General features: G+C 41.9%; 10 protein-coding genes, 1 rRNA gene and 2 riboswitches. Of the genes, 10 read left to right on the top strand and 1 reads right to left on the bottom strand.

Annotated features, from left to right (window positions below; all coding sequences use genetic code 11):
* Positions 1-219: 219 nt before the first annotated feature.
* Positions 220-999 carry a helix-turn-helix transcriptional regulator gene (locus tag JK635_RS19060; RefSeq protein WP_202655531.1) on the top strand — a complete coding sequence of 260 codons (780 nt, stop codon included), beginning with the start codon at positions 220-222 and terminating at the stop codon, positions 997-999.
* Between the two features lie 76 nt (positions 1,000-1,075).
* Here the strand turns inward: JK635_RS19060 and JK635_RS19055 are convergent, their stop codons facing one another.
* Entirely contained in the window at positions 1,076-1,243 is a 168-nt protein-coding gene (locus tag JK635_RS19055) for a hypothetical protein (protein ID WP_202655530.1), read from the bottom strand.
* A gap of 111 nt (positions 1,244-1,354) precedes the next feature.
* Between JK635_RS19055 and JK635_RS19050 the strand changes: the two genes are divergently transcribed.
* From JK635_RS19050 to JK635_RS19010, 9 genes are all read left to right on the top strand, one after another.
* Complete coding sequence (locus tag JK635_RS19050) at positions 1,355-2,296, top strand: AAA family ATPase (protein WP_374049161.1); 942 nt, start codon at positions 1,355-1,357, stop codon at positions 2,294-2,296.
* 19 nt (positions 2,297-2,315) lie between these two features.
* Positions 2,316-3,515, top strand: coding sequence for a DUF58 domain-containing protein (locus tag JK635_RS19045; RefSeq protein WP_306792971.1), 1,200 nt, complete (start codon positions 2,316-2,318; stop codon positions 3,513-3,515).
* Positions 3,512-5,707 carry a transglutaminase TgpA family protein gene (locus JK635_RS19040; protein WP_202655527.1) on the top strand — a complete coding sequence of 732 codons (2,196 nt, stop codon included), beginning with the start codon at positions 3,512-3,514 and terminating at the stop codon, positions 5,705-5,707. The genes JK635_RS19045 and JK635_RS19040 overlap by 4 nt, the downstream gene beginning before the upstream one ends.
* 35 nt (positions 5,708-5,742) lie before the next feature.
* A riboswitch (purine riboswitch) is annotated at positions 5,743-5,844 on the top strand.
* 148 nt (positions 5,845-5,992) lie between these two features.
* Entirely contained in the window at positions 5,993-7,513 is a 1,521-nt protein-coding gene (gene guaA, locus JK635_RS19035) for a glutamine-hydrolyzing GMP synthase (protein ID WP_202655532.1), read from the top strand.
* Between the two features lie 104 nt (positions 7,514-7,617).
* A riboswitch (purine riboswitch) is annotated at positions 7,618-7,719 on the top strand.
* 107 nt (positions 7,720-7,826) lie between these two features.
* The gene (locus JK635_RS19030) at positions 7,827-9,152 is read left to right on the top strand and encodes an NCS2 family permease (RefSeq protein WP_202655526.1); all 1,326 of its coding nucleotides are present in this window, start codon (positions 7,827-7,829) and stop codon (positions 9,150-9,152) included.
* Positions 9,153-9,275: 123 nt separating this feature from the next.
* Positions 9,276-10,220 carry an ABC transporter ATP-binding protein gene (locus JK635_RS19025; protein WP_202655525.1) on the top strand — a complete coding sequence of 315 codons (945 nt, stop codon included), beginning with the start codon at positions 9,276-9,278 and terminating at the stop codon, positions 10,218-10,220.
* Positions 10,221-10,234: 14 nt separating this feature from the next.
* Positions 10,235-11,401 (top strand): ABC transporter permease, encoded by a 1,167-nt coding sequence (locus JK635_RS19020; RefSeq protein WP_202655524.1) that lies wholly within the window; start codon positions 10,235-10,237, stop codon positions 11,399-11,401.
* A complete protein-coding gene (locus tag JK635_RS19015) occupies positions 11,394-12,527 on the top strand; it encodes an ABC transporter permease (RefSeq protein ID WP_202655523.1) in 1,134 nt (377 codons plus the stop codon). Before JK635_RS19020 ends, JK635_RS19015 begins: the two co-directional genes overlap by 8 nt.
* A gap of 427 nt (positions 12,528-12,954) precedes the next feature.
* A 16S ribosomal RNA gene (locus JK635_RS19010) occupies positions 12,955-13,245 on the top strand; the annotation flags it as partial.

The following is a 13,245-nucleotide window of genomic DNA, read 5'->3' as shown; positions in this document are numbered from 1 at the left end:
AGCATTAAAAGAGTTGGCCGGTTTTTAAAAAAGACAAATTTTCTATCAAGAGAGCACTCTAAATAAGTGAATCCGCTTTCACTTCTGTGGAGATAAAAAAACTGCCCACAAATACTTGACTCAAACCTTTTATGGTTGATACTTGAATTTTACCTGGTTCAAAATTACAATGATATTAAAAATATGGTATTTTTAACAACTTTTTAAGGTGAAAATATAATGCAGATTAAAAACGACAATATCAGGAGATTTTTTGAGAGTCGAAATGAAAACCTTTTTAATTTTTATTATCATCCCTCTTATACATTGGAGCGGCAATTGATGGATTGCATTACCCGCTGTGACCAACAGGGTGCGAAAGAAGTATTGGATCAAATAAACAGTCTGGAACGGGCCAAACTTGCTGCAGAACCAATTCGTTCTTTGAAAAACTCGCTGATTTGTTCCTGCACCTTATTTACTCGTGCGATCATTCATGGCGGTGTATTACCGGAAGATGCATTCAATTTAAGTGATGTGATGATCCGTCAAATTGAAAAATTGGATACGGTACCAGACTTAATTGAATTTGAGTATGAGATGGTGACCTGTTTTATTGATACCTTAAGAGCAACTGAGAAGTTGGAGTATAATCCGCTAGTTAACAAGGCAATCACCTATATTCACCGTAAAATTATCAGCAATGATTTACTGCTCGAAAATATAGCTGAATTTGTTGGCGTCCATCCGTCGTATCTGTCCAAGATTTTCAAGGAAGCGGTAGGAATGACCATTTCGGAATTCATTAACCGTAAGAAAATTGAAGACTCCAAGTACTTCCTCCTCCATACCAATTTACAGCTTAGTGAAGTTGCGCAAATGCTTGGTTACTGCAATCAAAGCTATTATACTTCCTTGTTTAAAAAATATTCCGGAATGACCCCGGGGCAATATAAAAGTCGTTATTTATTAAAAGAGATCGATACAGGTGCGGAAAATGCAACCTCCTTGAAAAAGTAGATCCTCACATTAAAAGTAAACAAAAAGGATTTTTGTATGAAAAGAAAAGACCTGACCAATAAATGGCCGGGCCTTTTCAAATACAAACCGCTAATAAATGGGGCAAAACCGCTAATAAATACCCTGGAACCGCTAATAAGTCTGGCAAAACCGCTAATAAATCCAATTGGCGGCTTTCTTTTAAGTCAATTGCTGTCAATCCCCCGCTGTTGACAAATAGTTCTCCTCCCATTCGTTGCATCATTGAAAAATATGCGTCCTATTTACAGGAAATTCACAGCAAAATATCGAATATTTAAAGGTATGCATAAATTTGACCACCATCAAGGAGGAAAAGCGTTTGACTCGAGAAAAAATGAATCCCACGATAGAGAAAATCCTCGCAAATATTGAAAAAGTAATGATTGGCAAAAGAGATGTTGCAGAGCTTAGTCTTGTGGCGCTGCTGGCAGAAGGCCATGTGCTTCTCGAAGATGTACCTGGTGTCGGCAAAACAATGATGGTCCGGGCTTTGGCAAAATCAGTCAATGCCAACTTTCGCAGAATTCAATTCACCCCGGATTTACTGCCATCCGATGTAACCGGTGTTTCGATTTATAATCCGAAAAAAATGGAATTTGAGTTTCGTCCTGGTCCATTGATGGGCAATATCATCCTGGCTGATGAAATTAATCGTACTTCGCCCAAAACTCAGTCGGCGCTGCTCGAAGGAATGGAGGAAGCAAGTGTTACGATCGATGGTGTAACCCATAAACTGCACAAACCGTTTTTTGTAATGGCGACGCAAAACCCAATCGAATACGAAGGAACTTATCCATTGCCAGAGGCCCAGCTCGACCGCTTTTTATTAAAAATGAAGATGGGCTATCCCGACCTCCAAGAGGAAGTCGAGGTGTTAAACAGGGCGCAGAAGATCCCGCCGATTGAAGACCTGCACCCGGTCATCGATCTTGATGAATTAAGGGTCCTGCAGCAAGAAATGAAGGACGTTTACGTTGATGATACTATTAAACGTTATATTGTGGAGATCGTGAATCGGACAAGGGGTCATGGCAGTGTCTACCTTGGAGCAAGCCCGAGGGGTTCCATAGCTTTAATGAAAGCGGCGCAAGCATACGCCTATATGTATGACCGGGATTATATTGTCCCTGATGATATTCAGTATTTAGCCCCATTTGTATTATCGCATCGGATCATTTTAAAATCAGAAGCCAAGTTTGAAGGAACATCGGCAGAGAAAGTTATAAACCAAATCGTTGCCCGGGTTCCTGTCCCAGTCCAGAGGCTTGTGAAGTAACATGAAGAAGTTATTACCTTTGCTTAAAAAAGTTTGGAAGTTTATCCTGCTGTTTTTGCTGATTCTCCTAACTTTTTCTTATGCGATGTTTCAAGGAGGATTTGTCAGCTGGTTCTTGTTTTATAGTTTTTTGCCATTTGCCATTTACAGTACGGCCTTGTCCCTTTACCCATTAGGAGGACTTGAGATCAAGAGGGTGCTGCCGAAAACGGATTACAATGCCGGGGAAACCTTAAAGGTTTCCGTCCACATCAAACGGCCAGACCGATTCCCGTTATTTTACCTGCTGATTGAAGAAAAATTAGAGGGTACGCTTGTGTCGGTCCAACAGTCAAAAAGTACAAAGGCCCTGTTATTTCCCGGCTTCCAAAGGGAATTTTCCAATGAATATATCATCAAAGAATTACCTCGCGGGGAACATTCTTTTCGCTGGTTTACGGTAAAAGTTGGTGACCCGCTCGGTTTGTTTGAAAAAGAAAAGCAATTTGCTTTAGAAGAAAAAATTATTGTTTACCCAGCCTACAGCGAACTTGTTTATCAACATTTTGAAAACCAATTTGACCAAGGATTAACGGCATCAAGAGAACGGGTTCAGCGTGATACGACAATTGCCGTCGGGGTAAGAGAGTATCAACCGGGGGATCGTTTTTCTTGGATTAACTGGAAGGCGACAGCGAAGCGGAACGAGTTTATGACCAAGGAATTTGAGCAGCGGCAATCTCATGATGTATTCATCGTGATGGATTGTGTACCCGATCCGCACTTTGAAACGGTCGTCTCCTTTACTGCGTCACTCATTAGGGCGGTGTTAAAAAAAGGGGCGCAGGCAGGTTTATTAACCGCCAGCAAAACCAATAATTCCTTTCCAATAAGAGGCGGGGAATCTCAATTGCAGGTGCTCTTCTATCATTTGGCGAAAATTGAGGCAAAAAGTAATCTATCACTCGATAAAGTATTGGAAACAGATAGCTTTTCTGTCCAACAAACTGTCTCGTTCATGCTGGTTACGGCACAATTAAGCAAAGGGCTGATTGAAAAAGCGAGCTTTCTTGGACGGCGAAAAGGTGCAATCACGCTTTTTCTTATCAAACATCAGCAGGAGACACCAATGGATGAAGAACGGTCACTTATTTCCGTTGCCAATGCCCGCGGAGTCCGAATTGTCATGGTCCATGAAGGTAATTTTGCGGCTGCCTTTTCGGAGGTGAGCGGACGATGAGGAAACGGGATTTTCCAACATTGTTATTATATGTCCTTAGTTTTTTACTTTTATGGGAATGGCTTCGACCGATTGAGCAATTAACGGATACTGATAATATTGAAGTCTTTATTTTGTTTTTGCTTGTCTCCCTTGCCTTATCCTACCTAAAGTTGAAATGGATCTGGAAATTTATTATTAAAAGTTGTTATATTCTTATCTTTTTACATCACTTTTACTACGAAGGAAGCCTTTTTCAGTTTAGCTGGCTGTCTTCTTTTATAGCCAACGTCGTTAATAATGTTGGTTTATTAGCTGCAAGAAACTGGGGTGACCTATCAGATGAGTTCCGTAGCTTCTTGTTTTTTATTCTTCTCTGGCTCATGGTGTACTTAATTCAATATTGGCTTCTCCGGCAGCAGCAAATATTTATCTTTTTCTTTATGACCCTCATTTACATCACGGTTTTGGATACCTTTACGAATTATGAGGCTAAATTTTCGATAGTCCGGACGGTGGTAGCTGGCTTCACAGTGATGGGCATGCTGGCGTTTTATCGAATCCTACAGCGGGAACAAGTTGACAGTAGCCCAGCTTTTTTAAAAAAATGGATGGTGCCGCTGGCGGGAATGATTGTTTTTAGTGTTGTTGTCGGGATCGTATCGCCGAAAGCTGCGCCAATTTGGCCGGATCCGGTTCCGTATTTGAAAGCTGTAAAAGAAGGCGCTGGTACCACTAGCGGCCTAGGTCCGCATCGAATTGGGTACGGAACGAATGATGATCGTCTGGGCGGCCCGTTTATTGGTGATGACAGCACGGTGTTCTTGGTTGAGGCAACAGGGAAACATTATTGGAAGGTTGAAACAAAGGACATATATACAGGTAAAGGCTGGATACCTTCGGGCTCAACCCCGATTGAATTCCGTGAAGGAGACTTTGTCCCGGTCTATTCGATTCCCGGAACAGTCGAGCGGCTTCCGGAAACAGCGAAAATTTTACCTGCTGAAACGAAACATCCTCTTATCGTTTATCCAGCGGGAGTCCAGAAATTACGAGATATTAAACCGGTCAGCCCATATGAAGGTCTAATTCAAATTGATACAACAGTGGAAAGAATTAAGAGCTTTGAAACGGAAGCATACACAGTTGATTTTAGCGTTCCAAAATATAAAATTGAAGACTTAAGAAAAGCGACCGGATTTAATTCTAGGGAAATGGGGTTGAAATTTTACCAAAGGTATACCCTGCTGCCAAAGAATTTGCCGCCAAGAATCAAACAGTTAACCGAGGAAATTACCAAGGGGAAGAAGAATTGGTTTGATAAGGCGCAGGCGGTTGAAGACTATTTTGGCCGAAATGACTACACGTATGATCAAAAAAAAGTTGCCTTACCAGGAAAAGATATTGATTATGTCGATCAATTTTTATTTGAAACAAAGCGTGGCTACTGTGATAATTTTTCTACCTCGATGGCTGTAATGCTACGGACCATTGGGATTCCAACGCGCTGGGTGAAAGGATTCACCGGTGGCGAATTCATGAAATATAATCTGAAAGACGGGACGAAGCGGGTCTATAAAGTGACCAACAATAACGCCCATTCGTGGGTTGAAGTGTTTCTGCCGAATCAAGGCTGGATCCCGTTTGAACCGACGAAAGGGTTTACCAATGAAATAAGGATTGATTATGGATCCAATACATCAACTTCAAATACCCAACGGGCAGAACCCGCGCCGGTACAAAAGCCGAAAGTTCCGCCGAAGGAGGATTCAAAACAGACAAGCGCCGGCGAGAAAGGCTTTGATTTCAAACTGGTGTGGTTAAAATGGAAGTTCTTTTTCAAAGCAAATTGGAAATGGTTTGCTCTTTCTCTTACAGGGCTGGCTGCACTGATTGGAATACTCTATCGAATTCGCGGCAAGTGGGTTCCCTATTTGTTATTACTCCATTATCGCTTTAAGAAAAATGATGAAACGATCGGCAAGGCTTACTTAATTTTATTAAGGCAATTGGAGCGCTACGGTCTAAAACGCCAAAAGAACCAAACGTTACGAAATTATGCCCGCTATGTTGACCAATTTTTCTCAACAAGGGAAATGACCCGGCTGACGAGCTATTATGAACAGTATTTGTACCATAAGGATTTACCGGAAGGCGGGTGGCAGGAAACACGTGAATTGTGGGAAAATTTAATCAAAAGGACAATTGCTTGACCGGAATTTCACCCTATTGATAAAATATGAAAGAATTTAATCGATATGTTTACCTTCATATATCCTCAATAATAAGGTTTGAGAGTCTCTACCGGGCCGCCGTAAATGGTCTGACTATGAAGGCGGAATTTAGTTCGCGCAATTGTTTACGAGAAAGCTAGAATTCTGCCTTCCTAATTTGGCACGGAGAGGAATTCTAGCTTTTTTGTTGTTAAGTATTTCAAATTGGGTAAAAATAAAATCATTATGAATGAAGAGGTGGCACTTTTGTCTGGAAAACAGGAAATGATTGTCGTATTAGATTTTGGTAGTCAATATAATCAGTTGATTACACGCCGAATCCGCGAGTTTGGTGTGTACAGCGAGCTCCACCCGCATACCATCACAGCGGAGGAAATCCGTCAAATGAATCCAAAAGGAATAATCTTCTCAGGCGGACCGAACAGTGTGTACGATGAAAATTCATTTCGCTGTGATGAGGCTATTTTTAACATGGGTTTGCCGATTCTCGGAATTTGTTACGGCATGCAATTGATGACCATTCACTTGGGCGGTAAAGTTGAAAAGGCCCAGCAGCGCGAATATGGAAAGGCCACCATCGAGATTCAAACAGAGTCACAACTGTTTGCCGGTCTGCCAAAAGAACAGGTTGTTTGGATGAGCCATGGCGATCTCGTTGTTGAACCGCCTGAAGGATTTACAGTTGAGGGGATCAGCCCGTCCTGTCCGATTGCAGCGATGAGTAATGAGGACAGGAAGTTTTATGCCGTGCAGTTTCACCCAGAGGTCCGGCATTCTGTTTATGGTAACGAGCTCTTGAAGAACTTCGTCTTCAATGTTTGCGGTGCAAGCGGCAATTGGTCAATGGAAAACTTCATTGAAATGGAAATGGCGAAAATTCGTGAAACTGTTGGCGATAAAAAAGTACTTTGTGCTTTAAGCGGCGGGGTCGACTCATCGGTTGTTGCTGTATTGATTCATAAAGCAATTGGCGATCAGCTGACATGCATTTTTGTTGATCATGGGTTACTGCGGAAAAACGAGGCGGAGAGTGTCATGAAGACGTTTGCCGAGGGCTTCCATATGAATGTTATTAAGGTCGATGCGAAGGCCCGCTTTTTATCTAAACTCGAGGGTGTTTCTGACCCTGAGAAGAAACGGAAAATTATCGGTAACGAATTTATTTATGTATTTGATGATGAGGCAGCGAAGCTTGAAGGAATTGACTTTTTAGCACAAGGTACGCTGTATACGGATATTATCGAAAGCGGTACGGCAACCGCGCAGACGATTAAATCTCATCATAATGTCGGCGGACTGCCGGAAGATATGCAGTTTCAGCTGATTGAGCCGCTTAACACATTGTTTAAAGATGAAGTCCGTGCGCTTGGAACGCAGCTTGGTATTCCAGATGAGATTGTTTGGCGTCAGCCTTTCCCGGGGCCGGGGCTGGGGATTCGGGTCTTGGGTGCGATTACTGAAGACAAGCTTGAAATTGTCCGCGAATCCGATTGGATTTTGCGTGAGGAAATAAAAAAGGCAGGTCTTGACCGCGATATTTGGCAATATTTCACCGTGCTCCCGGATATCCGCAGTGTTGGCGTCATGGGTGATACGAGGACGTATGATTATACGATCGGCATTCGGGCAGTCACCTCGATAGACGGCATGACTTCAGATTGGGCAAGGATCCCATGGGATGTACTTGAGGTTATCTCAACAAGGATTGTCAACGAGGTTCCCCACGTCAATCGGGTTGTCTACGACATCACTAGCAAGCCGCCGGCAACGATTGAGTGGGAATAAGTAAAGCATTAATCAAAAATACGAACGATTTAATTATTAAAGTTAAAATCGTTCGTATTTTTTATTGACGAATAAATCATTCCGAGTTAAGATAAAGAAGAAAAGAAAATACTGTCGATTTACGTCGTATAAATTTGGGAATATGGCCCAAAAGTTTCTACCAAGCCACCGTAAATGGCTTGACTACGGGGTAGCAAATAGAAGGGGTAAGTGATTCTTTCCTCTCTATTATAAATCCCTAAGTCAATGCTCTGGTAGAGATCTCCAGAGTGTTTTTTGTTTTTATAAAGATAGATTAACAGGGGGAAAGAAAATGCAGAAGTATTTTGAATTTGAAAAGCTGGGTACAAACTATCGTCGGGAGATTATTGGCGGCTTCACCACATTCTTAGCCATGGCCTATATCCTGGTTGTCAATCCATTAACGTTATCGCTGGCTTCAGTCAAAGATTTTCCAGATGCACTTAGAATGGATCAAGGTGCTGTCTTTGTCGCAACTGCCTTAGCATCCGCTCTGGGATCCATCATCATGGGACTGATCGGTAAATATCCGTTGGCACTAGCGCCGGGGATGGGGCTGAATGCGTTTTTTGCTTTTTCCGTCGTTCTTGGCAGCGGGGTTCCATGGCAGCATGCTCTTGGTGCGGTATTCATTTCCGGGGTCTTCTTCTTTATTCTGACATTAACAGGTTTGCGTGAAAAAATTATTAACGCCATTCCACTTGATTTAAAATATGCGGTCGGTGCCGGGATTGGTTTATTTATTACGTTTGTCGGTTTACAAAGTGCCAAGATCATTGTCAACAATGATGCCACACTTGTCGGATTAGGTGACTTAACTTCACCAGAACCGCTGCTGGCTATTTTCGGTATTTTGATTACAGTTATTATGATGACACGCGGCATTAACGGTGCCGTATTTTACGGGATGGTGATTACAGCTATCGTTGGGATGGTTTTTGGCGAAATTAAAGTGCCACATCAAATCGTCGGTCATGTTCCAAGTCTTGCACCAACCTTTGGGGCCGCCTTTTCATCCTTTAGTGACAGCTCATTCTACACGACAGCGATGCTTGGAATTATCTTAACATTCTTGTTTGTTGACTTTTTCGATAATGCCGGAACACTTGTGGCGGTAGCGGGACAAGCCGGATTAATGAAGGATGGCAAGCTGCCAAGGGCAGGCAGAGCCTTAATTTCCGACTCCATTGCATCATCTGTTGGGGCAATTTTAGGGACATCAACCACAACCTCCTTTGTTGAGTCTTCGGCAGGGGTTGCTGCAGGTGCGAGAACAGGATTTGCGTCATTAGTAACGGCCGCATGCTTTATTTTAGCACTATTCTTCTTTCCTTTATTATCGGTCATTACTTCTGCAGTAACGGCACCTGCGTTAATCATTGTCGGGGCATTGATGGTAGCGAATTTAGGAAAAATTGACTGGACGAAGTTTGAAATTGCGGTCCCGTCGTTTTTAACGATGGTAGCAATGCCGTTATCTTATAGTATTGCAACCGGAATTGCGATTGGCTTTATCTTCTATCCAATTACCATGCTGGTAAAAGGCCGTGTTAAAGAAATTCATCCAATTATGTATCTGTTTTTCGTTATCTTTTTGTTGTATTTCACCCTTAAATAAAGAAGAAATAGGCTGTTGGGACTATAGTCCTGGCAGCCCTTTTTTTTACGAAAAAATGGTTATTTTTTCATATGTTTATTGTATGATTAAAGGCGAACGATGATACAGGAGGTGTTGTTCAAGATGGATTTACTGACGGTACGAGATTTACGAAAAAGCTTTGGCCAGTTTCAGGCGGTAAAGGGAGTGTCGTTTACTGTGAAAAAGGGAGAGTCCTTTGGATTGCTTGGCCCAAATGGTGCCGGGAAATCGACAACGATCAATATGATTACCGGCTTGTTTCCGCCAACATCGGGGGAGATTCTTTTAAGCGACGTTAATGTCGTCAAAACACCGAAGCAGGCGCAAAAGTGGATTGGCGTTGTTCCGCAGGAAATTGCCCTTTATCAGGACATGTCCGCCAGGGAAAATTTGAAGTTTTGGGGCAGGTTGTATGAACTCGGTGGTAAGACCCTACATAACAAAGTCGATGAAGTCCTCGAAATCATTGGGCTTTCGGACCGAGCCAAGGATAAGATTACTACTTTTTCCGGCGGCATGAAGCGGCGTGTGAATATTGGGGCTGCCATCTTACACAATCCCGAGCTGTTAATCATGGACGAACCCACAGTAGGAATTGATCCGCAATCAAGAAATCATATTTTAGAAACGGTCAAGCGACTAAACGAAGAAGGAATGACGATTATTTATACAAGTCACTATATGGAGGAAGTGGAATACCTCTGTGAACGGATTGGGATCATTGACCATGGCGAAGTCATTGCTGAAGGAACGTTAAAGGAACTAAGGCAAAAAATTGAAGACCGTTCGCGAATGAATTTAACACTGGAACATACTGAAGGGAATATAAAGCGAATCACCCCAGTATTAATGAGGCTATTTTCCGAAAAAGATTTTCAGATCCAGGATAATCAGCTTACCGTATTCCATAAACAGCCGCAAATGATTTTAAGTGAATTAGTCCAAGCGGTTACCGAAACGGGAACAAGAATTACCTCCGTTGATATTGTTGAGCCGAATCTGGAAAGTGTATTTTTGCATTTGACTGGTCGCAATTTAAGAGATTAATAGGGGGTGAGCTTGTGGGTTTCTGGTGGCTGGCGTGGAAGGATTTATTACTGATTATTCGTGATCGCAAAGCATTTATTACTCTTATCCTGATGCCGTTATTATTAATTGCCATTTTAGGGGCGGCGTTTGGAAATATGATGAAGGATGAAGATGTAACGATTAAGAAATTCACCCTAGGGGTCGTGAATCAAGACAATGGGGTGCTAAGTAAAGTACTAACGGAAGAAGTGCTGGCGAAAAATATGTCAGATCAAATAAAAATTAAATTTTTTCAAGAACGGGAATTACAAAATAACATAAGAGACCATAAACTCGATATTGGTATCATTATCAAGCCTGACTTCACTTCTGCTTTATTTTCCGGAAAAGAAACAAAGGTAAAGCTGTTATCCGTCCCGGATCCGGGAATTAAACCGGTGATCGTCCAAAGTGTTATTGAGCAATTTGCACAAATGATTCCGGTTCAAGCAATTTCCGTTAGTCAGCAGGGAAAAGCGAGGCAGCAAAACGACTTCCTCAAGACAGAGAACCTCTTCAAAGAATCCACTGTTAGCAAAAAGACAAAACCGGTTGGTTCCTTCCAATATTATGCGGCAGCAATGGGCGTCATGTTTCTGCTGATGACCGTCGTTCAAGGAGTTACCATGATGATCCGGGAAAAAGAAGAAACGGTTTACCAGCGGTTATTCCTGACGAATTTAACTTACTCGCATTATCTTATTGGAAAAATGTTGGGTTTGATTATACTTTGTTTAATCCAGGCATTTATTATCATTATTGGCACATCTTTAATATTTGGGGTAAATTGGGGGCCATCAGTACTGGGGATTATTACGATGACAATTGCTTTTGTCATTAATGCCTGCGGTCTTGGAATGATGGCCGGTGCATTAATTAAGACGGAAAAGGGCTTTAATGTCGGTGGGATGCTGGGAACACAAATTATGGCTGCCCTGGGAGGAAGCATGGTACCATTGTACATTTTTCCCGACTGGGTCGTATCAGCAACGAAATTTATCCCTAACGGACTGGCGCTACAATCATATTTAAAACTGATGTCTGGTGCAACATTTACGGATATCCTCCCTGCAGTTGCCGGATCAATTGCCTTGGGTAGCTGCTTTTTTGCCATCGGTTTGATTTTCCTCACTTTTGAAAGGAGAGGGAAGTATGCGTAGAATGTTGCCAATCCTATTATTAAATCTTAAAAATTTCTTTAAAACACCGGGGGCAATTGTGCTGATGTTTGTGATGCCAGTCGTATTTAGCTGGATTTTTGGCGGTATGTCGGCAAATTCGGAAAAGAACCAACCGGTTGTCAATATTGTCGCAGGCAAATCCGAAATAAATACCCAAATAATAAAATTACTGAAAAAAGATCAGCATTTTAAATGGGAAACAGTATCGTTGCAAAATGCCCAGAAAAATGTTTCCAATGAAAAAGTCGTTGCTGCCATTGTGATTCCGGACAATATCGAAAAACAGATAGAGAACCAAGATTCCCTATTTGATGTCGTGCTCGAAAAGAAAACTGAAGATTATCTGGCATTAGCCCCCTATTTAGAGGGAACAGCACGGTTAATAAACAGTTCCTATCATGCTGTGGAAAGGCAGCAGAATCCGGACTTTTTAACAGTATTAGCCGCAGTTGCCCAGCAAAAAGGTGTTGTTGTCGAAAAACAAACGGTTCAGAAGAAGACGAATACGAACAGCGGTGTTCAAATCAATTTAATGGTTGTTGGGTTTTCAATTATGTTTATGATGTTTGGTCTATCCGGTGCAGCCTCGACAATTCTTGATGAGCGAAAAGAGGGAACTTGGGGAAGGTTATTGATTTCTCCAGCCCGCAAACATGAAATTATACTTGGATATATTTTGGCTTACTTTGTGATGGGATGGATCCAATTTGTGGTTCTGTTAACGGCGATGAAGTTTATGTTTGACACCAGCTGGGGAGAACTTTCTTATTTGATCCCATTTGCTTCGCTTGTGATTATTACGGTTGTTGGCTTTGGGCTGATGATGGCCGGATTGGTAAAAACAAAACAGCAGGCAATGGCTCTGAATGCCATACTGATTGTCAGTACTTGTATGCTGGGAGGTGTTTACTGGCCGCTTGATATCGTACCTGAGTTCATGCAAAAAATAGCCTTAGCAGTGCCGCAAAGCTGGGCAATGTCAGGGTTTAAGGAAATTATGAGCGGCAGTCTCGATAACGGAATTATTATGAAGGATACATTAGTGTTATCAGCCTTTTCAATTTTGTTCTTTATTATAGGACTGCGAGGAATGAAATTTGAGTAATTTGATTTTACTCGTTTGACTTTTAGGGAAGAAGATTTTTGATCAAACTGCTATCAATTTGCAAGTGATAAATAAGTAATTTTGAATTGCCGGCTTCACGAATATGTTTTGGAGCAGGCTTTTTTCTTTGAAGTATTTTCTGAAAAGAAAAACTTGAAAAATCAGTGTTGACGATTCTGTTTAACGATGCTATTATAGGAAAGCACTCGTCATTAGAGGTTTACAACATATCGGTGTTAAAAATATTAAATTTTAATATTGACACTCTATGAACGATGTGATATATTAATAAAGTTGCTGCTAAAAGCAATTAAGAAAAGATCGTTCTTTGAAAACTAAACAAACAAAAACGTCAACAAACAATAATATTCATCTTTTAAACGAGATGAAGCCAACGTTAAATTTTATGAGCTATTTCAACTCAACTTCATTGGAGAGTTTGATCCTGGCTCAGGACGAACGCTGGCGGCGTGCCTAATACATGCAAGTCGAGCGGATCAAGAGGAGCTTGCTCCTCAAGGTTAGCGGCGGACGGGTGAGTAACACGTGGGCAACCTGCCTGTAAGACTGGGATAACACCGGGAAACCGGTGCTAATACCGGATGATTCTTATCTACACATGTAGATAAGCTAAAAGACGGCGTAAGCTGTCACTTACAGATGGGCCCGCGGCGCATTAGCTAGTTGGTGAGGTAACGGCTCACCAAGGCGACGATGC

Origin of the sequence: Neobacillus paridis (assembly GCF_016765675.1) — a bacterium.
GTDB classification, from domain to species: Bacteria; Bacillota; Bacilli; order Bacillales; family Cytobacillaceae; genus Neobacillus; species Neobacillus paridis.
This window is presented reverse-complemented; position numbering and strand designations above follow the sequence as displayed.

Coding starts and splice junctions, on each gene's coding strand:
- JK635_RS19050 (WP_374049161.1), top strand. CDS start 1,355: ATGAATCCCACGATAGAGAAAATCCTCGCAAATATTGAAAAAGTAATG.
- JK635_RS19055 (WP_202655530.1), bottom strand. CDS start 1,243: ATGATGCAACGAATGGGAGGAGAACTATTTGTCAACAGCGGGGGATTG.
- JK635_RS19060 (WP_202655531.1), top strand. CDS start 220: ATGCAGATTAAAAACGACAATATCAGGAGATTTTTTGAGAGTCGAAAT.
- JK635_RS19025 (WP_202655525.1), top strand. CDS start 9,276: ATGGATTTACTGACGGTACGAGATTTACGAAAAAGCTTTGGCCAGTTT.
- guaA (WP_202655532.1), top strand. CDS start 5,993: ATGATTGTCGTATTAGATTTTGGTAGTCAATATAATCAGTTGATTACA.
- JK635_RS19040 (WP_202655527.1), top strand. CDS start 3,512: ATGAGGAAACGGGATTTTCCAACATTGTTATTATATGTCCTTAGTTTT.
- JK635_RS19030 (WP_202655526.1), top strand. CDS start 7,827: ATGCAGAAGTATTTTGAATTTGAAAAGCTGGGTACAAACTATCGTCGG.
- JK635_RS19015 (WP_202655523.1), top strand. CDS start 11,394: ATGCGTAGAATGTTGCCAATCCTATTATTAAATCTTAAAAATTTCTTT.